Source organism: Pseudoflavonifractor phocaeensis (assembly GCF_016901735.1).
GTDB lineage: Bacteria > Bacillota > Clostridia > Oscillospirales > Oscillospiraceae > Pseudoflavonifractor_A.
This window is the reverse complement of record NZ_JACLZC010000003.1, coordinates 11,790-32,115: the sequence shown is the minus strand read 5'-3', so window position 1 is coordinate 32,115 and position 20,326 is coordinate 11,790. Positions and strand designations below refer to the sequence as shown.

Here is a 20,326-nt window from a genome sequence, read left to right as displayed (position 1 = left end):
CCCTTACGTCAGCGGCGGTTCCCGGCGGCGGGAAAGCTCCTCCCCCTTCTTCCTGTCCTTCCGGCTGGGCAGGCGAATGGCAAAGCTGGCATTCTGCCGGGTGTCCGTGGCCTTCAGATAGGCCAGCAGCCCCCAGGCCGCCATCATGGCCGAGCCTCCGTTGGATACAAAGGGAAAGGTCACGCCGGTCAGCGGCAGAATATCCACCGCGCCCAGCACGTTCAGACTGGTCTGAAACACCAGCAGACTGGTGGCGGCGCAGGCCGCGATGACATAGAAGCTGGACCGCCCCGCCCGGCAGGAGCGCACCGCGAATACCGCCAGCGTGATGACGCACAGCACCGCCAAAAGGGCGATAATCAGCCCCCACTCCTCACAGAGCATCCCGAACACCAGGTCGGTATCCCCCGCTCCCACGTTGTGGAGCCAGCCGTTGCCCGGTCCGACCCCCACCAGCCCGCCGGACGCCGCCGCCGACATGGTGCGGCTCTGCTGAAAGCCGCTGCCCTCGGTGGTGGTCTGCCAGGCCTTGCCCCAGCTGGCAAAGCGCCGGAGAATATAGGGCTTCATGGACAGGATCACAAAGACGCCGAACACCGCCCCGCCGCAGATGAGGGCCAGCGTGGCCCAGTCGCCGGAGCGCAGATAGGCAATGACCAAAAAGGTGACAAAGAAAATGGCCGCTGTACCGAAATCGCTCATATAGGCCAGACAGAGCAGGCTTGCCCCGGTGAGCACCATGAAAAGGCCCAAATTTCGTTTGCGGAACAGCCGCTCCAGCGTGGCCGCGCCGGCAAAAATATAGCAGATTTTGGCAATCTCCGAGGGCTGGAAAGAAAACCCGCCGATGGAGATCCAGTTGGTGGCCCCGTGGTTCACCGCTCCGAACAGACAGCTCAAGAGCAGCAGGAAAACCGCCGCTCCGGCCATCAGCCAGCGGATGCGCTGGACCCGTCCCAGGTTGCGCATGAAAATGCCCAGCACCAAAAAGAGGATCAGACCCAGCACCAGGGCCAAAAACTGCTTGAAAAGCGCGGCGGTATTGGAGGAGGACGTCACCGCCAGCGAGAGGGTGGAGAGGAAAAAGGCGATGATCTCCATCTCAAACCCCACACGGCGGGCCGCCCGCAGCACCAGAAAATAGACCCACATCAGCCCTGTCAGGCATAAAAAGGTCATGGGAATCACGGCCGACGCCTCCGCTCCCTCGCTGACGATGAGCTGAATGGCCGTCAGCACCTGAAACAGCGTCAGCAGCACCAGCGCTCCCCATGGGGAGGCCGGCCGCTCCTCGGCCTGACGGCGGCGGCGGCGCTCCGCCTCCTCCTCCGGCGACACCGAGAGGAGCACCGTCTCCACACCGCCCAGGCCGATCACATCCCCGTAATCCACCCGGGCCTTGCCCGCCACCGCCTTTCCGTTGACGGTGACCCCGCCCTTGGAGTCCAGATCATGAACGGTCCAGCTCTCATCCTCTCCACGGATCAGGGCCGCGTGCTGCCGGGAGACCACGGGATAGTTGAGCACCACGTCGGAAGCCCCGCTCCGCCCCAAAATGTTCTCCCAGTGGGTCAGCGGCTCCTCCCCGCCGTTGGGCAGGGTCAGATAGGCCCATACCTCCGGCACATGGGTCACCCGCAGCATGGAACGAATGGCGCCCGCCAAAATCCCTACCGCCAGAATCGGAAATATAAAGCGTACAATGGCCGTATACCAGGCCCACACCATGGGATATTGGCCCAAAGCGGCGGTGAGCTGGTCCATCAGCGGCTGAAATGCCGAAAATACGCCGTCCATATCGTCCTCCTTTCCGTATGCTTCAGGAGAGCCGCGCCTCCTCCGTCCGGCGGCGGTGCAGCGCTCCCCTCCAGCACGGCGGATAGAGGAGCAGCAGCATGGGGAAGAGCTCCAGCCGGCCGGCCAGCATATCAAACATCAGTATATATTTGCTCAGGGGCGAAAAAAGCCCGAAATTCCCCGTGGGTCCCACCAGCTCCAGACCGGGGCCGATGTTGTTGAAGGTAGCCGCCACGGCGGTAAAGTTGGTCACCAGATCCTTGCCCTCCAGACTGAGGCCCAGGACCGAAAAGCTGAAGATCAGCATAAAGGTAATGAAAAATACGTTGATGCCCCGCACCACCTCATGCTCCACCGGCTTGCCGTCAATCTTGATCTTCCGGATGCTCTTGGGAAACACATAGGTGTGGAGCTCTTTGAACATGGTCTTAATCATCACCACGATGCGGGAAACCTTGATGCCGCCGCCGGTGCTCCCCGCGCAGGCGCCCACAAACATCAGCAGCACCAGCACCGAACGGGCCGTCTGGGGCCACTGGTTGAAGTCCACCGTGGCAAAGCCGGTGGTGGTCATGATGGACACCACCTGGAAGGATGCGTGGCGCAGCGCGTCCCAGAAAGCAAGCCCCGTGTCCCGCAGGTCAAAGAGCACCAGCAAAATGGCCCCCAGCAGAATGAGGAAATACTTGCGCACCTCCTCGATCTGAAAGGCCTGCTTCCATTTGCGGAAGAGCAGCAGATAATAAACGCTGAAATTCACCCCGAAAAGGGCCATAAATACCGTTACCACCCACTGAATATAGGGGCTGTAACTCATCATGCTGTCATTCTTGATGCCAAAGCCGCCGGTGCCCGCCGAGCCGAAGGCCGTGGTCAGCGCGTCAAAAAGCGGCATACGGCCGGCCAGCAGAAGGAGCACCTCCAGCACGGTCAGCGCCAGATAGATGAGATAGAGGATGCGCGCCGTCTGTCCCACCTTGGGCCGCAGCTTGCCCACCGACGGCCCCGGGCTCTCGGCCTTCATCAAATTCATGTGAGAGCCGCCGGGCATCTGGATCACCGCCAGCAGAAAGACCAGCACACCCATGCCGCCGATCCAGTGGGTAAAGCTGCGCCAAAAGAGCATACAATAAGACAGGCTTTCCACATCGGAAAGGATGCTGGCGCCGGTGGTGGTGAAGCCGGAGATGGTCTCAAACAGGGCGTCGGTAAAGGACGGGATCTCCCCGCTGAGCCAAAAGGGCAGACAGCCGATCAGACTGAGCACAATCCAGCAAAGGGCGGTGGATACACAGCCCTCCCGAATATAAAACACGTTGCTGGACGGACGCCGCCGGGTGATGAGCAATCCCAACAGCAGCGCCGCCGCCACCGCCGCGAAATACCAGCCCTCCCCCTCGCCGTAGACAATGGCCACCGCGCAGGGCAGCGCCATCAGCAGACCCTCGATCACCATGACCCATCCGATCACATAGCGGATGATGGACGTATTCATGTTGTTCTCCTCCCCCTCAGGCCAGAATGTCCGCCAGGTCCCGCAGACCGGTATGGGTGGTAACCACGATCACCGAGTCTCCCACCCGGATGCACTCGTCACCGCCGGGAATGAGGGTCTTGCCCGCACGGTTGATGCAGGCGATCAGGAGGTGGTCCTTGAGGGGCAGGTCCTTAAAGGGAATATTGACCAACCGGGAGTCGGGGTGGGCCACAAACTCGATGGCCTCCACCCGGTTGTCAAAGAGATGGAGCAGAGTCTCGATATTGCTCCCCCGGGAGGCCATGCGGGAGCGGACATAGGCCACGATGGCGTCGGTGGTGATGAATTTGGGACAGACCACGCTGTCCAGATGGAGCCGCTCGATGGCCTCGGGGAACATGATGCGGTTGATTTTGGTCACTACCTTGGCGTTGGAGATGGCTTGGGTGTGCAGGGTGAGCATGATGTTCTCCTCATCAATGCCGGTGAGGGGCACCACCGCCTCCACCTGCTCCACGCCGGACTCCCGCAGCACGTCCGAGTCGGTGCCGTCGCCGCAGATGATGGTGGCCTTGGGCAGCAGGATGCTCAGCTCCTCGCACCGGCTCCGGTTGGACTCGATGATGCGCACCTCCACCCCCAGACGCAGCAGCCGCTGGGCCAGATAGTAGCCCGCCTTGCTGCCGCCGATGATGAGGGCGTCCCGCACCTGATGGGTCTGAAAGCCCACCCGCCGCAGGAACTGCCGGGAGTCCCGGGAGGGACAGATAAAGCTGACCACATCGCCGGTCTGGAGCTGGAAGGAGCCGCCGGGAATGTAGACCTCTCCCGCCCGCTCCACCGCGCAGATGAGCACCGCCCCCGCCAGCTGCTGGCTGAGCTGATAGAGCTTTTTGCCGTGGAGCATATTCCCCTTGGGGATGCGGATGCGGATCATCTCCGCGTGCCCCCGGGCAAAGCTGGTCACACCCACCAATGACGGCGCATTCGGAGGACCGCTTGGCCACAATGCAGCAAAGCAGGTTCAGTTCGTCCGAATGGGTCACCGAAATGAGGATATCCGCCTGCTCCACCCCCGCCTCGATCTGGGTGCTGAAGCTGGCGCCGTTGCCCACCACTCCAATGACGTCAAACAGATTGGTCACGGTTTGGATCTTTTCGGGATTTTTATCAATGACGGTAATATCGTGGCCCTCTTTGCTGAGCTGTCCCACCAGGGAGATGCCCACCTTGCCGCAGCCTACGATAATGATATTCAGTCCCTTTTTCTGTTTGGACGGTCTGGCCATAGTCGACGCCCTCTCTCTTCGATTCGTTCCGGTCCCCGCTTATGGTATAGCGTAGCACATTCCGCGCCCGGTTACAATCATTTTTCACGTCGGAATGGATTTCCAGCCTGTCTGCGGCTCTTTTTGCGCACACTAAGGACAACTCTCAACGGAAGGAGCCCATCCGCCATGCACACATTCTGGAACCGCCGGCGCGGTCGGGTGCTGGCCGTCAGCTTTCTGACCGCGGCCTTCGCCGTGGCCATCGGCTGGGCCGTGCAAAGCCACCACAAAGCCGCCTACTATCAGCGCCTGCTGGCCCTGGACAGCCAGCGGGCCTTCGCACAGCTGTCCACCGCCGTGGGTGAGCTGGATACCGCCCTGCAAAAGGTCCGCTACGCCTCCTCCTCCACCCTCTTCTCCGCCCTCTGCGCCCAGGCCTTCGCCCAGGCCACCGCCGCCCAGACCGCCCTGGGTCAGCTCCCGCTGAGCTATGTGGAGCTGGAGCAGACCGCCTCCTTCCTGGCCAAGGCAGGGGACTACGCCATGTCCCTGGCCCAGCGCGGCGACAGTCCCTCCGACGAACAGCGGGAAACCCTGGCCGCCCTGTCGGACGCCGCCGCCGGCTTGGATGTCCTCCTGCGCGATCTGGAAAGCGACCTGCTGGGCGGTGCCCAGACCCTCTCCTCGCTGGAGGAGGTCCAGGAACGCCTGGCCCAGGCCACCGGTGACGAAGCCGCCGCCGCCGGCTCCGCCTTCCAGACGGTGGAGTCGGAATTTCCCGAGGTGCCCACCCTCATCTACGACGGCCCCTTCTCCGATCACCTGTCCCAGCGGACCCCGCTGGCCCTGGAGGGTCTGCCCGAGGTGGGCCGGGACGAGGCCCGGGCCATTGCCGCCCAATTTCTGGGTCTGGACCCTATGCTCTTCGCTCCCGTCTCCCAGGGGGAGGGCGCCCTTCCCACCTGGGGCTTTGAGGCGGCGGTGGACGGCGGCTCCCTCTATGTGGAGGTCACCCGCCAGGGCGGTCAGGTCCTGGAGGTGCTCAGCGCCCGGCCGGTGTCCGACGCCGCCCTCTCCCCCCAGGAGGGCGTGGCCCTGGCCAAGGATTTTTTGACCAGCCGCGGCTTTCCCGGCCTTTGTGAGACCTATTATTTCATCCAGGACAATACCCTCACCGTCCATTTCGCCTATCAGGACGGGGACGTCCTCGCTTACCCCGATCTCATCAAGGTGGCCGTGGCCCTGGACAACGGGGATGTGGTGGGCTTCGAGTCCCAGGGCTACCTGATGAATCACACCCAGCGCAGCTATGAGACCGACCTCCTCTCCCGGGAGGAGGTGGAACCCCAGGTGGACCCGCAGCTCACGGTATTGGCCCACCGGCTGGTCCTCATCCCCACCGGCGGACAGGATGAGATCCTCTGCCACGAGTTCCGCTGCGAAAACCAGCGGGGCGAACATGTGCTCCTCTATTTCAACGCCGTCACCGGCCGGGAGGAGCGTATCCTTCTGCTGCTGGAGGACGAAAGCGGCACGTTGGTGCTGTGAAAAAACGCAAAGCGGGCAGCCTTTCCAAAAGGCCGCCCGCTTTCCAACTTAAGCGTCAAACGGGGGGAGATCCCGGGGCTGGGCGATGGCGTCATCCTCAAAGTCCAGCTCCTCCGGCACCGGCTCCGCCGCCATGGGGGAGGCGCCGGACGGCATGTGCTGCTTATATTGCATCTCCTGCCACTGGGCCTTGGTGATGAGCACCTGCCGAGGCTTGGAGCCCTCGAAGGGTCCCACCACGCCCTTTTCCTCCATCTGGTCCACCAGACGGGCGGCCCGGGAGTAGCCCAGCTTCAGCCGCCGCTGGAGCATGGACACGCTGGCCATACCGGTCTCCACCACCACCTCAATGGCGTTGGGCAGCAGCTCGTCGTACTCGTCCTGACCATCGCTCTCCGGGGCGGGTGCGCCGCTCTTCTTGTCCTTGGCGGCGGCGTTCTGCTCGATCTCGTGGAGGACCGCCTCGTCGTAGTCGGCCTGGCCGCCCTTTTTGACGAAATCCACCACTGCCGCCACTTCTTCGTCGGTAATCATGCAGCCCTGCACCCGCTGGGGCTTTCCGCTGCCCAGGGGGAAGTAGAGCATATCGCCCCGGCCCACCAGCTTCTCCGCGCCGGTGGTGTCCAGAATGATGCGGGAGTCCAGGGAGGACTGGACCGCAAAGGCGATGCGGGAGGGAATGTTGGCCTTCATAAGGCCGGTAATGACGTCAGCGGAGGGACGCTGGGTGGCAATGATGAGGTGCATCCCGCTGGCACGGCCCATCTGGGCCACCCGGCAGATGGATTCCTCCACCTCTTTCGCGGCCACCAGCATCAGGTCGGCCAGCTCGTCGATGACCACCACCACCGACGGCATGGTCTCCATCCCCTCGGTGCGCTTAGCCAGGGCGTTATAGGACTTCAGATCCCGGACCCCTACCTCGGAAAAGCGCTTATACCGCTTCATCATCTCGGTCACCGCCCATTGGAGGGCGCCGGCGGCCTTTTTCGGGTCGGTCACCACCGGGATGAGCAGGTGGGGAATGCCGTTATAAATGCCCAGCTCCACCATCTTGGGGTCCACCATGATGAGGCGTACCTCTTCGGGGCTGGATTTATAGAGCAGGGAGACAATCAGCGAGTTGGTACAGACCGACTTACCGGAGCCGGTGGTACCGGCGATGAGCAGATGGGGCAGCTTTGCGATGTTGCACACCACGCAGCGGTTGCTGATGTCCTTGCCCACGGCAAAGGAGACCTTGGAGGGGCTCTCCCGGAACTCCCGGGAGTCGATCACGTCCCGGATGGGCACCGGCGCCACCAGCTTGTTGGGCACCTCGATACCCACCATGGAGATCTTGTCCGGAATGGGGGCGATGCGCACCCCGGTGGCCCCCAGCGCCAGGGCGATGTCGTCGGTCAGGTTGGTCAGCTTGTTCATCCGCACGCCCTGGGCCAGCTCCAGCTCGTAGCGGGTCACCGAGGGGCCCCGGATGGCGTCCACGATGGTGGCGTCGATGCCAAAGGAGTGGATGGTATCCGAAAGGCGGATCTGGTTGGCGTTGAGCTCTCCCGCCACGTCGTTATCCGACAGTCCGGGGCTCTGGGTCAGCAGATCTACCGGCGGATATTGGTAATCCTGGCCGCCCTGGGCCAGCCCCGCCGACAGATCCCGGCTCACTTCCTGCGCCGCCTGGGCCTTCTCTTCCTTCTTCCCCACCGCCGGCTCCCGCTCGATGGGGATGCCGGCCAGCGTGTCGCGCTGAGGACGGGTGGGCGCGAAGGGCGCCGGCGGGGGGATCACCGGATCAAAGGGCAAAGACTCTTCCTGCTCCTCCGGCGCTTCGTCCTCCTCCGATCTCGCGGGAGACGCCGGCTCCTCCCGGTGCGCTTGTTCGGCGCGCGCCTCCTCCGGTTCGGGCTCCGTGGGCAGATCCCAGTCGTCCTCTTCCTCCGTCAGCGGTACGCGGGTCTCTTCCTCCTCCGTCTCGTCGGGACGCAGCAGGGCGTCCGGCGCGGGTACCGACGCTTCATGGTTGAAAAAGGAGGATTCCTTCCGCTGGAACAGAGCGGCCGCCCCCTTCGCCTTCGGTTCGCGGTCCGGCTCCGGTTCCGGCTCCGGCTCCGGGCCGTCATCCACCGGGATGTCGATCTCACTGCGGCGGACTTCCCGCTTCTTCTGGGGCTTCTGCGTCCGGCGGGGACGCTCGGGAAGGGGCTGCTCCTCATATTCCGGATGGGGCATTTCTCTGAAATAATCCACCACATCGCTGAAGGACAGCCTGCACGCCGCCAGCACCATCAAAGCGCCCGCCAGAACAAAGAAAATGGTGGCGCCGATTTTGCTGAACAACCCGGAAAAGGCCAGTCCCAGCAGGCCGCTGAGCACGCCGCCGCTGGACATCTGACCGCCCTCCCGCCAAAGAGTGGGGATCAGCGACCAGCTCCAGGCGTATTCCCCCTTGGCTACAAACATCTGAAGCACCGCGCCCAGCAGCACCGGCAGCAGCAGGATGCACCACACCCGCAGGCGTACCGGCCGTCCGCGGTGGAAAAAGAGCACGAAGCTGGCCCACAGCAGCGCCGGCGGAAGGAAGTAATAGCCGTAGCCGATGAGTCCCTTGGCCAGTCCGGTGAAAAAGTCGATGAACAGGGCGCTGACATTGAAATAGCCCAGCGCGGCAAAAATCGCCAGCAAAAAGCAGATCAGCGCCCCTACCTCCCGCCGAATGGGGGTGGCGCCGCTGGCTGACGCGCGCTTGCCGGCAGTGGAGCGGGTGGTACCGCCGCTCCGCTTTCCGCCGGAGGCGCTTTTCCGCGAGGGACTCTTTTTTGCTGTCGCCATAGGCAACTTCCTTTCTTCTCTCTATTGTCGCGGCAAAGGCGGAGCCGCACCATGGCCGCTCCGCCTCCCGCCGCTATGCCGTTTCTTTCCGCCGGTTCAGCCCTTGATGAGGGGCAGCACCAGGCTGGTGATGAGGGCAGCCAGACCGACCACCCAGCAATAATAGGCAAACATACCGAATTTGCCCTTGTTAGACAGGATATTGACCAGCCGTATGGCAAAATAGCCCACCACAGCCGCCACCACGACGCCCAGCAGATAGATGGGCAGCATCCCCGGCTCCACGCCCCGCTCTATCGCGTCGGAAATCTCAAGCACATTGGCGCCCAGCACCGCCGGGAGCGACATCAAAAAGGAAAAACGTACGGCAAATTTCCTGTCATATCCCCGCAGGAGACCGGCGGAGATGGTGATGCCGGAGCGGGAGATGCCCGGAATGGTGCCCACCGCCTGGGCACAGCCCACCAGCAGCGCGTCCAGCACCGTGGCGGTCTTTTCGTTCTTCCGGCCCTTCGCCATTCTGTCCGAGAAGAACAGAATAAAGCCGGTGGCCAGCAGGGCCAGAGAGACCAGAATGCTGCTGCTGAACACCTGCTCCAGCAGATCCTTCACCGGCACGATGAGAAACAGAGGCAGAGTGGCTACGATAATGAGAAGCACCATCCGACGGGCAGGCGGGATCCGGGTGGTTTCCCGTTCCTCCCGCAGCGGCTCCTTCCCCATCAGTCCGCGGATACCGTCCCGGGCAATCTGGATGAGCTCCCACAAAAGCAGGAAAAACTCCCGGATCATATCCAGCACATCCCGCCAATAGTACACACACACCGACAAAAATGTGCCGAAGTGAAGCAGCACGGTGAAAAACATATTCTGGCTCTCCACATTCTCCATACCGAAGAAATTCTGAAAGAGCGTCAGATGGCCCGAGCTGGAGATGGGCAGAAACTCCGCGATCCCCTGCACGATGCCCATAAGTACTGACATGACAATATCCAATCTGGTTCCCTCCATGGCCTGAAATGCGGGGGTCCTCCCCCCAGGGATACAATTACAGATTATTATATCATGTCAAAGTAGAAATTACCATCCCCATCTCCACACAAAAACCGCCCTCTCCGGCCCTCCGCTTTGTGGGAAAAGGGCGGAAACCGCCCCCTTTCTCCCCTATGCCTCGCCCTTCATCATGGCGTGGAGGCAGGACAGCGCGTCGCCCAGTCCCCCCATCTGGTCGATGAGCCCCAGAGCCACCGCCTCCTCCCCGTAGAGCACGCTGCCCACATCGGCCGCCAGCTCCCCGGTGCGCAGCATCCGCTCCACAAAATCCGCCCGGCTGACCCGGCTGTGGCGGGTGACGAACTGCAAGATCCGCTCCTGGATGCGGGTAAAATAGTCAAAGGTCTGGGACACCCCGATCACCAGTCCGTTGAGCCGTACGGGGTGGATGGTCATGGCCGCCGACGGGACGATAAAGGACCGGCGGGCCGACACCGCCAGGGGCACCCCGATGGAATGGCCACCCCCCAGCACCAGAGAGACCGTGGGCTTGCGCATCCCGGATATAAGCTCGGCAATGGCAAGTCCCGCTTCAATGTCCCCGCCCACCGTGTTGAGCAGCACCAGCAGGCCGTCCACGTCGTCGCTCTCCTCCACCGCCGCCAGCAGCGGGAGCACATGCTCGTACTTGGTGGTCTTGGCGGTGGGTTCCAGAATCTGGTGGCCCTCAATCTGTCCCACAATGGTCAGCGTGTGAATGGTCCCCCGGGCGGTGCGGATGGTAGACGCCCCAAAGTCGGTGATCTGTCCCGCCATGGGGTCCCGCTCCCCGCTGTTCTCCTCCGTCTTGGCCTGGCTCTGTTCCTGATCCATACCTCTGCCTCCTTGTCCGTTTTTCCCCTATTGTCCCCCGTTTGCCAGCGTCATATTCCCGTCTTGACTTTCCCATCGTCCGGTCTTATACTATTATTAGTTTGAATGCAAACCAATATGAAACGACAGAGGAGCTCCAGCCATGAATGACCGGGATCTTCACTATCTGCTCCTGCTGGGTCACCAGCGGACCAATAAGCGCATCTCCGCCCAGACCAGAAAAGAGGGACTTATGCCGGGACAGCCCAAAATTCTGGAATTTCTTCTGGAGCACAATGCCTGCAACCAAAAAGAGATCGCCCTGGGCTGCGCGCTGGACAAGTCCACCGTCACCAGCCTGCTGAGCCGCATGGCGGAGGAGGGGCTCATCACCCGGGCCACGCCCTCGGAGGACCGGCGGCGGGCGCTGGTCTGCCTGACCGAGAAGGGCCGGCGGTGTGCCGTGCGGGTACGGGACATCTGCGCCCAGGTGGACGCGCTGGCCTGGCGGGATATTCCGGAGCAGGAGCGTGAGGTCTTTTTGCAGGTCTTTCGCCGGCTGCTGGCCAACCTGGAGGAGCCCTCCGCCCGAAAGGAGTCCGCGGAAACACAATGAAATCTATGGTCCAGCGTTATTTTTGGTTCTTTATCGGGGTCGCCATCAATTCCTTCGGCGTGGCCTTCATCACCCAGGCCGCCTTGGGCACCTCCCCCATCTCCAGCGTGCCCTATGTGCTGAGCCTCAAATTCACGCCCACACTGGGACAGTTCACCTTCGTCTTTAATCTGCTGTTCATTCTCATCCAGTTTTTGCTGCTGCGCAAGCGGTTCCCGCCCATCCAGTTTTTGCAGATTGTGGTCAATCTCTTTTTCAGCGCCTGTCTGGATGTGAGCATGGACCTGCTGGCCTTTCTCCAGCCCGAACACTTCCTGGCCCGGCTGGTATGTCTGCTCATCGGCTGCGCGGTGCTGGCCCTGGGAATCTCCATCGAGGTAGCCCCCAACGTGCTCATGGTCCCCGGAGAAGGAATCGTCAAAGCCCTTGCGGTGGTTACCGGGAAGCGTTTCGGGTCGATCAAGGTGCTCTTTGATGTCACCCTTATCCTCATCGCCGTGATTCTCTCCCTCCTTTTCTTCCATCGCCTCAACGGCCTGGGGCTTGGCACCATTGTCTCCGCCCTCATCGTGGGCCAGATCGTCAATTTCATCAACCGGCATTTCCCCGCTATCAGCCGCATTTCCGCCTTGGCGGAAGCCTGACGCCCTTTGCCGCTGAAAAGCCCCGGACCATTTTGCCCAATGGTCCGGGGCTATCGTCTTTCTTGCCCGGCAAACGCTCTATGAGAGCTTTCTTTGCCTACTCTTCCGGATTTGTAGCCAATTGCCTGGCAAGCGCTCTATGAAAGCTTTCTTTGCTGACTTTCTTTCTCGAAAGAAAGTCAGGCGTTGTTCAGTGTCTCGTCAAGGCCCTCCAAAAAGGCCTGGCTGCCTGGGCCGCCATCGCCGGGAATCCGGCTCTCCAGGAAGGTGCGGGTACCGTCGTCATTTACGATGCACACCAGATAGGGGTATTCCAGATAGAAACCGCCCACCCAGCCGTCCTCCAGGACGTAGATGCCGCCGGCCAGCACCACGCTCTCCGGTTTGATGCTGTGGACCTCGAAGCTAAGGCTGTACACCTCCACCTCCGGTCCGTCCCACTGCCAGCCATATTTATACGGAGAGCAGCTTTCGATCCGGGTGATGCGCCAGTCGTCAAAGCCTTCGCCGATTACATAAGCGTCTTGGCCGAGCATGACGTCATAGCTTTTTTGTCCCCATTCTTTGGCTTTTTGTATGATCTCCTCCGGGGCGGTAACGTCCTCCAGCAGGTGGTCCTCTGTCTCCCGCTCATCCCGGTAGACCCGTACGGCCTCTCCGTCAAAGTAGAGGCTGCGGGCGAAATTGGCCTGGCCGCTTCCGTTGGCCCACTGATCCGCCGTCATGAACCCGGTTACCCAGAGCGACCTGGCATAGGGGTCCAGGATGGCATAATCCCAGAAGGTGAGCGCCGGCCAGTTTTCTTCCAGCAGTTCCTTCAGGTCGGCCTCGTAGACCTGGCCGTCCCGCTGGAAGAAGAACTGCCACTCTCCGGCCAGCTCGTTGGTCCCGTCGCCGTCCAGGTCGATGACCTGGCTGTCCACGCCATAGGTCCGGGCCAGCAGAACAGGGACGCCGTCATCGGTGAGGTAGTAATAGTCATAAAAACAGGTGCCGTAAGATTCGGTTATCTGTCCGTTATAGCGGATAACGATGCCGTCATGGCCGAAGAGATCGGAGAAGAAGGAAACGGTGTAGTTTTCCTCCACCGTGGGCAGGGTAAGAAAACACCCCACGTCCCAGGCGGACATATCGCCGTTACTTCCCGCTACCTCCTCATAGACCACGGCGGCGTAATAATTGCCGTCGGTGGACAGATAGAGCCGGACGGTGTAGTCTCCCACACTGAATCCGCCGAATCGTTGGGCGCAGTCGTTGGTGTGCCGCTCCACGGTGACGGCGGGGGCTTCATAGGGGGCGAGGTCGTCTACGGGAATGGTAAGCTCCGGCTCCCAATCGGGGTAGGCTGTGGCGATGTCCGGCTTTTCGCATGGCATATTGGAGCGGAACTGATAGGAGCCGTCCCCCATATCCTGCAAGGTGACGCACTTCCAGCCGTCGCCCATAAAGTCGTCCTGATAATAAAGGGAAATTTGGTCGTCCTCTCTGGTGCCGGCGGAGAGCTGCACCCAGCCGCGGTAATTGGTGTCGCCGTGGGTGTGGCAGTAGAGGTCATAGGTCTTGTCATACCGGAAGTGGGAGAGGTTCACCTGGTTGGTCTCTTCCAGGGTAAGCCCGGTATAGCGGGAGAGAACCTCGTCCATCTGGGCGGTGGTGAGCATAACCGTGGGGCAATCAGTGTTGTCCAGATCAAGGGCCGCGCTGAGTTCCTGGGGATCGATGCCCTCCGGGGTCTGGGTGCAGTCGGAACCGTCGCCGTTATAGAAAAGCGAGAAGAGATCAATGTCCTTTGGGTTTTCATAGTGGGAGGACAAAAACTGATTGCGGATGTTCATATAGTCCCCGTTGAAGAAATCCTCATTGAAATAGCGCAGCTCTTCTCCGGTGAGGGACTGGGCCGCGTCGGGGGTGGTCTGGGGCGCGGCAAAGGTGCAGGCCCCCGCCAGTCCGGCCAGCAGGGCGGCGGCCAATACGGCGGCCACGATGGGCTTTGGATGATGAGAAATGCGGGTGATGCGGTCCTTGAGCTGCTTTTTGCCCGCGGTCATGGTGGTGGCGGTGAGCAGCGGATTGGCCGGGAGCTTTTTCACCGGCACCAGGGCCAGCAGGGTACGCCCGTAATCCAGCCGCTGGCCGTCGCCCAGCCGCGCCAGCGCCCCTTCGTCACAGGCCAGCTCGCAGTCGGTGCGGGACACCAGGGCGGCAACCCAAACCAGTGGGTGGAACCAATAAATGGTGAGGCACACGCAGCGCAGGAAAGACCAGAGTGGGTCCAGATGACGGGCGTGGGTCTCCTCATGGGCCAGCACATGGCGCAGCCGCTCCGGCGCGGCCACCGCCGCAGGGGTGAGATAAATGGCCGGCCGGAAGAGGCCAAAGAGGCAGGGCGAGGTCAGATTTTGACAGAGATAGACAGGGTATCTGCTCCCCTCCATCGGATACGCCGTCCGGTCCCGCCGCAGCGTTTGCCAAAAGCGCAGGTTGGCCGCCAGGAAGAAAAGGCCCATGGCCGCCATACCGGCTTTCCAGATCCAGTCCAAAAGCACCGAGACGGTGACCTTTTGGGCGTATTTGGTGACGGTCTGACCGTCGCCGGACAGCACCGGGTAGCCGAAGCTGTCCGAGGTGGCCACCGGGCCGCCGGGCTGGGCCTTTTCCGCGCTGGGCACCTCCGCCGCCGGCGTCCGCTGGACGGGCACCAGATATACCGGCTGCTCCATGGTGACGGCCACCGCTTCCCGGGCCTCCTGCCCCGCGTTGAGGACCGACACCGGCAGAGCGGGCAGCTCCACCGGCACCAGAAGCCGCAGCAGCACCAGGCCCCACAGGGCATACTGGACCCGGCGGGGAATGCTCCTGCGGAAGAAAAACCGCAGGACCAGCAGCGCGGCAATGAGCACAGAAGAAGTAAGCAAAATCTCTTTCATCACGGTTCTCCCTCCTTTGCCTGTTCCAAAATGGCGGATAACTCGTCAATGTCCGCCTGAGACAGGGCCCGGCTGGACACCATGGCGCTCATCATCAGCCCCAGGCTGCCGCCGTAGACCTTGCCCAAAAAGTGCTCGGTGGCCGAGCGGGCCGCGTCGGTCCGGGGCAGCGCCGCCGTATAGCGCTTGGCTCTCCCGTCCTCCGTGTGGGTCACCGCCCCCTTTGCCTCCAGACGAGCCAGCATGGTGATAATGGTATGCTTGCTCCAGCCGGTCTCCTGCCGCAGGGCGTGGGTCAATTCGGTGATGGTGCTGTTCTCTTGGTCCCATAGGACGTTCATCAGCGTCCACTCTCCGTCGGACAGATGGACTTTCATGCTGCATCCCTCCATTCGGTATACAATTGTCTACCTCTTTCTGCGTACAGTTTAACAAATTGGTAGACAAGTGTCAACCACAAAAGGGTTACAATCCGATCACAGCCGCGCTGGGGGTGGAAATCAGGGCACGGATGTGGTAAAATGGGACCGCTGCCGGGAAATCCGGCGGCAAGAGTATGGTTTTGTAAGGAGGACTTCCCAATCATGGAAGAAAAAAAGAAAACCGCAGCCGACCTGCGGCGCGAGGCGCTGTTCTACCGGCCCAAGAACGGCTGCGACCGCCTCAGCGAGCAGGATGAGGCCGCGATGGAGTCCTATTGTACCGCTTATAAGCAGTTTCTGGACGCCGGTAAGACCGAGCGGGAGTGCGTGGACGAGGCCATCCGCCAGGCGGAGGCCGCCGGCTTCAAGCCCCTGGTCCGGGGCATGGCCCTCAATCCCGGCGATAAGGTCTACCGCTGCAACCGGGGCAAGGGCCTGATGCTGGCCGTGATGGGCCGCCGCTCTCTGGCCGACGGCGTCAACATCGGCGCGGCCCACATCGACTCCCCCCGCCTGGACCTCAAGCCCAATCCCCTCTACGAGGACAGCGAGCTGGCCTTCCTCAAGACCCACTACTACGGCGGCATCCGCAAGTATCAGTGGGTCACCATCCCACTGGAGCTCCACGGCGTCATCGCCCGCACCGACGGCACCGTGCTGAAGGTGGCCATTGGCGCGTCCGAGGGCGACCCCCTCTTCACCGTGGACGACCTGCTGCCCCACCTGGGCGCGGAGCAGTCCAAAAAGCCCCTGGGCGAGGCCATCCCCGCCGAAACCCTCAATCTGCTGGTGGGCAGCCGTCCCTTCAAGGATGACGAGGGCTCCGACCGGGTAAAGCTGGCCATTTTGGATATCCTCAACCGCAAGTACGGCATCACCGAGGAGGACTTTATCTCCGCCGAGTTGGAGGCCGTCCCCGCCTTCCACGCCGCCGACATCGGCTTTGACCGCTCCCTCATCGGCTCCTACGGCCACGACGACCGGGTGTGCGCCTTCGCCGAGTTTGCCGCCCTGCTGGAACTCCAGGTCCCGGAGCGCACCGCCGTGTGCATCCTGGCCGACAAGGAGGAGATCGGCTCCGAGGGCGTGTCCGGCATGCAGTCCGCCGCCTTCGATACCTTTATGAGCGACCTGTGCGACACCCAGCAGGTCCCCCTGAAGGCCTGCTATGAAAAGTCCTTCTGCCTGTCCGCCGACGTCACCGCCGCCTATGACCCCAACTTCCCCGAGGTCTATGAAAAGCGCAACAGCGCCCGGGTCAACTATGGTATGGGTCTCTGCAAGTACACCGGCGCCCGGGGCAAGTCCGGCGCCTCCGACGCCGCCGCCGAGGTGGTGGCCTACCTGCGCCGCACCCTGGACGAGGCCGGCGTCATCTGGCAGATGGCCGAATTGGGCAAGGTGGACGCCGGCGGCGGCGGCACCGTGGCCTGCTACATGGCAAACCGGGACATCGACACCATCGACGCCGGCGTGCCCGTCCTCTCCATGCACGCTCCCTTCGAGACCGTCTCCAAGCTGGACTGCTACATGACTTATAAGGGCATGAAGGCCGTCTACGAGGCCAAGTGATTCTTTTCCTTGCAAGAAAAAGAATCAAAAAGAACGTCCGCCCCGCTTCGGGCCTCTGAGGCGCAACCGCCTTTCGGCCCTATACCGGCAGCGGAAGCATACAAAAAACACCGTTCCTGTGGGGACGGTGTTTTTTGTTGCAAATGGGGAAGGCACGGTGTCTAATGGTTGAAAGGAGGAGATTCGGATGGAAGGAGAACTGGATGCCGTGGCTCTGGTGGAGCAGTACGGCAACCATCTGCTCCGGCTGTGCACCCTTTATTTAGGCGACCGGATGGGGGCCGAGGACGCAGTGCAGGAGACTTACTTGCGGGCTTTGCGGGCGTGGCCGTCCTTTCGGGGAGAGTGCAGCGAGGAGACATGGCTGATACGAATTGCAATCAACATTTGCAAAAATACATTGCGTAGCCCATGGCGGAGAAAACAGGCGCCGCAAGAGGCGCTGAACAGACTGACCGAGGGAGAACCCGAGCTGAAAGACGATACTGTTGCCCGGGCGGTAATGGAACTGCCGCCAAAATATCGGGCGGTGGTGATTCTCTGCTACTACGAGGAACTGGACAGCGGCGAGATCGCCAAAATACTGGGCCTTTCGGTGTCGGCGGTAACCATGCGTCTGAGCCGGGCGCGGCAGAAATTAAAGGGCAGATTGGAGGGGTGGTACTATGGCAAAACGTGAAATAAAAGAAAGTCTGGATCGTGAACTGGAAGCGGTCCGGCTTTCGGAGGAACGAAAGGCGGCAATCTTGGCCGCGATGGAGGAGGAGAAAGGAGCGGTTCCTGTGAAGGAGAAAAAGCAGATGTTCCGGATGGTCATTTTGGCGGCGGCGATGTGCGTGCTGCTGAGCGCGGCGGCGTTGGCGGCCTCTCCCTCTCTGCGGGCGGCCCTCTCCGCGGCGCTGGCGGGGTTTGAACCATACAGCCAGGAGATTCAGGACGTGTCTGATGAGGATCAGGGAATCGAAGTGCGGGTAGTACGCACTCTGGCAGATGAAACGGGGGGCACGGTCTATCTGGAAGTAACGGACCAGACAGGGCACAGATTGACCGAGAAGAGTATGCTGGAAGACGCTGGGATGTGTCTTGCCTATGAAAAAGAGAGCCATACGGCACTTTTTGCGCAAAAATTGGATGAAAGGGATGTGGCGTCGGAGCAACAAACACTGACTTATTCCTGCCTGCTGCCCAGTGTGCAGTCAGTGGATGGGATCACGCTCCCTTGGGACCTGCTGACGGCGGAACGGCTGAAGACAAAAACACTCACAGCGGAGGAGTGTGAACCATCCGACATGGGAGAACCGGAAGAGGCGAATACGGTTTTGGAGCCGGAACAGACACCGGCGGATCTGGATACGGACCTGCTTCGCCTTTCTTCCATGGGATTTGACGAGGCAGGAGAATTTCATCTTCAGCTGGCATTCTCCGAAGGAGTAGGTATCATTCCGGGAACCGACCTTTATACCACCTGCCCTGAAATTTCCTGGCAGAATATGTTGTCTATCAACGAGCGGCACACAGTATTTGTCCAAAACGGGGTGCGCTATTTTGACCTCTGTATGCCTGCGTTGACGGATCAGTATTTTGGGTCTTTTTCAATCAAAGGATTATTGGGTAAAATCGTCGTGGGAACGCCGGTTCGGGGAGAGTGGACACTGCAGTTTCCACTTCAAAAAGTTCCGCAGAGGGAAATTGCTCTGTCTGGGGATTTGAATGGACAGATTTTAAAGTCTGTTACCATATCAGCCACCCGTGTTCGAAAGTATGCAGCGTTTGCAGACAGCAGCCAGCGGACTGTCTTGGGATATCCCCTTTCGGTATATCTGGATGACGGCACAGTAATGACCATCCCATATGATTCGACGGGAAGAAGCGCGGATACCGATGGAGAAGAAATTATATGGGAATTTCCCTACGCCATCGATCCGGCTCAGGTGGAAGGGATTGCAATCGGCGCCTGGTATATCCCCATCCACGAAGACAATACCGCCGGACCGGGTCGCTGGCTGAACGAAGCGCCTTAAACCAAATCCGGAGCGGCTCCCATCTGGGAACCGCTCCGGATGTTTTTTCTGCCCGTTTATTCGCCCATCTGGCAAAGGCGCATGAGGATCACGGCCGCCTGAGCGCGGTTGGCCGAGCCCACGGGGGCAAGGGTCCCGGCGCCGGTGCCGGTGATGAGGCCCGCGTCCACCGCCCAGCCCATAGCGGTGCTGGCGTAGGACGAGACCTGAGCGGCATCGGAATAGCCGGTCAAATCGGCCTGCCCGCTCACGTCGCGGCCCAGATAATGGGCGTACCGATAGAGGATGGCGGCCATCTGCTCCCGGGTGATGACATCGGTGGGACCGAAGCGGCCGTCACTGTATCCGGTGACGATGCCGTTGGCGCTGGCCCACTTTACCGCGTCGGCGTACCACTCGCCCGCCGCCACATCGGGGAAGCCGCTGCCGCCGGTCACTGCGGGGCTGTTCTCCATCCGGTAGAGGATGGTCACGATCATGCCCCGGGTGGTGGTCACCTCGGGTGCAAACTGATCGGCGTTTACACCGGTCATCAGGCCGGACTCATAGACATAGCCCACCGCGTCATAGTACCAGGCGTCGGCGGCCACGTCGGCAAAGGGCAGGACCTGACCGGCGCTCTCCAGCGCAAAGACGGCGGAAACCGTCACCTGCGCGGCAGGCATGGAGAAGGTATACCGGCCATCTCCCAGTTCCTTGAGGGAGAGCGCCGCGCCGGTGGCGTCCTTGACGCTCAGGCTTTTCAGCACATAGCCGCTGTCGGGAACGGCAGTGACGGTCACCGTATCCCCCTTCTTTGCCCGGACCACGTCCGCGGAAAGGGCGCCGTTGGCCGCCTTGTTCACCTCGACCGCCCAGCGGCTCGACGAGGTGCCGCTGCTGGTGGTGGTACGCTCCACCACCGAAACGCTGTCATAGACAGGGGTCTCGGTTAGGGTGTCATCCACCAGCTTGAGGCCCCCGGCGCTGACCACCGTAAAGGTCTTGTCGCCGGCGGACAGCTCCCCCAGGGTCAGCACGCCGCTCTGGCTGAGCACGCCCGATCTGACCGTCACATAGACCGTCACCTCCGCCCCACTCTGCTGGGCGGTGGCATAGAGGCCGGGACGGTCCAGCGACTCGTCAGGGGTAAAGATATAGGACGCGTTGTCATCGGAAAGGGTCAGGGTCACCTGAAGGCTCTGGCAATCGGCGGGCAGTCCGCTGAGGCCCACGGTCTGGGTGGTCTGGGCCTGAACAGAGGACACCGTGATCTGGGGGGCGCCGGCCGCGGCGGCGGGTGTCACAACGAGACCCGCCGCCAAAGTCAGGGCCAGCAGGAGAGATAAAAATGAACGTCTCACGCTGCTTCTCCTCACTC

General features: G+C 61.5%; 15 protein-coding genes and 1 pseudogene. 6 read left to right on the top strand and 10 right to left on the bottom strand.

Translation table 11 applies throughout. The features are described 5' to 3' along the window. Positions 1–3: 3 nt before the first annotated feature. The 4 genes and pseudogenes from H7U37_RS01485 to H7U37_RS16150 form a co-directional block, all read right to left on the bottom strand. Entirely contained in the window at positions 4–1,797 is a 1,794-nt protein-coding gene (locus H7U37_RS01485) for an FtsW/RodA/SpoVE family cell cycle protein (protein ID WP_243414192.1), read from the bottom strand. 22 nt (positions 1,798–1,819) lie between these two features. Then, the gene (locus H7U37_RS01480; RefSeq protein ID WP_204873046.1) at positions 1,820–3,292 is read right to left on the bottom strand and encodes a TrkH family potassium uptake protein; all 1,473 of its coding nucleotides are present in this window, start codon (positions 3,290–3,292) and stop codon (positions 1,820–1,822) included. 16 nt (positions 3,293–3,308) lie between these two features. Continuing rightward, positions 3,309–4,247, bottom strand: a complete 939-nt coding sequence (locus H7U37_RS01475; RefSeq protein ID WP_338049736.1) for a TrkA C-terminal domain-containing protein — start codon at positions 4,245–4,247, stop codon at positions 3,309–3,311. 76 nt (positions 4,248–4,323) lie between these two features. Continuing rightward, positions 4,324–4,563: pseudogene (locus H7U37_RS16150) on the bottom strand (NAD-binding protein); the annotation flags it as partial. Positions 4,564–4,731: 168 nt separating this feature from the next. Between H7U37_RS16150 and H7U37_RS01470 the strand changes: the two are divergent. After that, positions 4,732–6,093, top strand: a complete 1,362-nt coding sequence (locus tag H7U37_RS01470) for a PepSY1/2 domain-containing protein (protein WP_204873045.1) — start codon at positions 4,732–4,734, stop codon at positions 6,091–6,093. A 48-nt stretch (positions 6,094–6,141) separates the two neighbouring features. On the opposite strand, the gene H7U37_RS01465 is transcribed toward H7U37_RS01470, so the two are convergent. The 3 genes from H7U37_RS01465 to H7U37_RS01455 all read right to left on the bottom strand — a co-directional run bounded on the left by H7U37_RS01465 (position 6,142) and on the right by H7U37_RS01455 (position 10,785). Then, entirely contained in the window at positions 6,142–8,919 is a 2,778-nt protein-coding gene (locus H7U37_RS01465) for an FtsK/SpoIIIE family DNA translocase (protein WP_204873044.1), read from the bottom strand. 96 nt (positions 8,920–9,015) lie between these two features. Then, positions 9,016–9,903, bottom strand: a complete 888-nt coding sequence (locus tag H7U37_RS01460) for an undecaprenyl-diphosphate phosphatase (protein WP_204873043.1) — start codon at positions 9,901–9,903, stop codon at positions 9,016–9,018. A 180-nt stretch (positions 9,904–10,083) separates the two neighbouring features. Continuing rightward, entirely contained in the window at positions 10,084–10,785 is a 702-nt protein-coding gene (locus H7U37_RS01455) for a ClpP family protease (protein WP_204873042.1), read from the bottom strand. A gap of 142 nt (positions 10,786–10,927) precedes the next feature. Between H7U37_RS01455 and H7U37_RS01450 the strand changes: the two genes are divergently transcribed. Both H7U37_RS01450 and H7U37_RS01445 read left to right on the top strand, forming a co-directional pair. After that, positions 10,928–11,380 (top strand): MarR family winged helix-turn-helix transcriptional regulator, encoded by a 453-nt coding sequence (locus H7U37_RS01450; protein ID WP_204873041.1) that lies wholly within the window; start codon positions 10,928–10,930, stop codon positions 11,378–11,380. A 5-nt stretch (positions 11,381–11,385) separates the two neighbouring features. Further along, entirely contained in the window at positions 11,386–12,024 is a 639-nt protein-coding gene (locus H7U37_RS01445; RefSeq protein ID WP_243414191.1) for a YczE/YyaS/YitT family protein, read from the top strand. A 179-nt stretch (positions 12,025–12,203) separates the two neighbouring features. On the opposite strand, the gene H7U37_RS01440 is transcribed toward H7U37_RS01445, so the two are convergent. Both H7U37_RS01440 and H7U37_RS01435 read right to left on the bottom strand, forming a co-directional pair. Then, positions 12,204–14,951, bottom strand: coding sequence for a M56 family metallopeptidase (locus tag H7U37_RS01440; protein ID WP_204873039.1), 2,748 nt, complete (start codon positions 14,949–14,951; stop codon positions 12,204–12,206). Continuing rightward, positions 14,951–15,328: a BlaI/MecI/CopY family transcriptional regulator gene (locus tag H7U37_RS01435; protein ID WP_204873037.1), complete on the bottom strand. Its 378-nt coding sequence runs from the start codon at positions 15,326–15,328 to the stop codon at positions 14,951–14,953. The genes H7U37_RS01440 and H7U37_RS01435 overlap by 1 nt, the downstream gene beginning before the upstream one ends. A 207-nt stretch (positions 15,329–15,535) precedes the next feature. On the opposite strand from H7U37_RS01435, the gene H7U37_RS01430 reads away from it, so the two are divergent. From H7U37_RS01430 to H7U37_RS01420, 3 genes are all read left to right on the top strand, one after another. Continuing rightward, positions 15,536–16,945, top strand: a complete 1,410-nt coding sequence (locus H7U37_RS01430) for an aminopeptidase (RefSeq protein WP_204873036.1) — start codon at positions 15,536–15,538, stop codon at positions 16,943–16,945. Between the two features lie 187 nt (positions 16,946–17,132). After that, the gene (locus H7U37_RS01425; RefSeq protein WP_204873035.1) at positions 17,133–17,624 is read left to right on the top strand and encodes an RNA polymerase sigma factor; all 492 of its coding nucleotides are present in this window, start codon (positions 17,133–17,135) and stop codon (positions 17,622–17,624) included. Then, positions 17,611–18,966, top strand: a complete 1,356-nt coding sequence (locus tag H7U37_RS01420) for a DUF4179 domain-containing protein (RefSeq protein WP_204873034.1) — start codon at positions 17,611–17,613, stop codon at positions 18,964–18,966. Before H7U37_RS01425 ends, H7U37_RS01420 begins: the two co-directional genes overlap by 14 nt. Positions 18,967–19,022: 56 nt before the next feature. On the opposite strand, the gene H7U37_RS01415 is transcribed toward H7U37_RS01420, so the two are convergent. Continuing rightward, the gene (locus H7U37_RS01415; protein WP_204873033.1) at positions 19,023–20,309 is read right to left on the bottom strand and encodes an S-layer homology domain-containing protein; all 1,287 of its coding nucleotides are present in this window, start codon (positions 20,307–20,309) and stop codon (positions 19,023–19,025) included. Positions 20,310–20,326: the final 17 nt, after the last annotated feature.